The sequence below is a fragment of the Microbacterium sp. H6 genome (genome assembly GCF_003314775.1).
Classification (GTDB): Bacteria; Actinomycetota; Actinomycetes; order Actinomycetales; family Microbacteriaceae; genus Microbacterium; species Microbacterium oxydans.
In genome coordinates, this window is record NZ_QOAY01000198.1 from 1 (window position 1) to 1,077 (window position 1,077).

General features: G+C 70.8%; 1 protein-coding gene, 1 tRNA gene and 1 pseudogene. 2 read left to right on the top strand and 1 reads right to left on the bottom strand.

Annotated features, from left to right (window positions below; translation table 11 throughout):
- Positions 1-151 (top strand): annotated as a pseudogene (locus DSP71_RS23820) (formimidoylglutamase); the annotation flags it as partial.
- Between the two features lie 8 nt (positions 152-159).
- The gene (locus DSP71_RS13210) at positions 160-681 is read left to right on the top strand and encodes an AAA family ATPase (protein ID WP_179515859.1); all 522 of its coding nucleotides are present in this window, start codon (positions 160-162) and stop codon (positions 679-681) included.
- 129 nt (positions 682-810) lie between these two features.
- Here the strand turns inward: DSP71_RS13210 and DSP71_RS13215 are convergent.
- Positions 811-883 (bottom strand) — tRNA-Ala (locus DSP71_RS13215).
- Positions 884-1,077 lie beyond the last annotated feature (194 nt).

Consider the following 1,077-nt stretch of genomic DNA (forward strand, 5'->3'; position numbering starts at 1 on the left):
CCTCAGCAGGGCCGTCGCGGCGGATCGACGTGTCGCGAGCGCCGACCTGGCCGAAGTCGACGCCACCGCCGACGCCGACGATGCCCGCACCGTCCGCCTGGCGGCTCTGTGCGTGCTGGAGCTGCTCGCCGGACTCGCCGCACGCACATGAGGATCGTGGTGTCGGGGACGCACGCCAGCGGCAAGAGCACGCTGATCTCCGACTTCCGTGCGCTCCGCCCCGAGTACGTCGTACTGCCCGACCCCTTCGAGGACCTCGATCTCGACGATCCCGCGAGCGAGCACAGCTTCGCCGTGCAGCTGCGCGTCACCGCGGCGCGACTCCGGGAGTCGGCCGCCGCTTCCGCGGTGATCTGCGAGCGGGGGCCACTCGACTTCCTCGCCTACCTGACCGCTCTGGAGGAGCTGGGCCGCAGTGACGGCGCGCTCCTCGCCCGCGCCACAGAGATCGTGGAGGCGTCGATGGCCGCGATCGACCTCGTCGCGATCGTGCCCCTGGACGGGAGCCGGCCGATCCACGTCACCGGCGACGAGGACCCGGCTCTGCGCGTCGCGATGGACGAAGCGCTGGTGGGACTCGTCGATGACCTCGAGCGCGCAGGCTCCGTCCCGCACGTGGTCACGATCATCGGCAGCCCCGAGGAGCGGCTCCGGCTACTGCTCGAGGCGAGCCGGGGCTGACCAGCCCCAACCCCCGTGCGGCGAGGGCGCTCACTCACAGACCCGATCTCGACCTCCAGCACGAGCGGCCGAGGAACCAGAACGGCCGACGGGACATGATCTCTCATGTCCCATCGGCCGTCTTCACGGTGGACCTAAGGGGATTCGAACCCCTGACCTCCTCGATGCGAACGAGGCGCGCTACCAACTGCGCCATAGGCCCGTGAACAGGTTCTACGCTATCACGACGAGAGGGCCGCTCGCGTCGCAGACCGTCATCCTGCGGCCCGACGGGAGAGCAGTTCGCGCGCGTGGGCCTCGATCTCGGCGTCGTCGACGAACCCCATCCGCGCGTACGGCGACGACGCGGCCGGCAGGGCCACCGGCGGCTCCGGTGCCATCTGCTCCGCGCGCTCG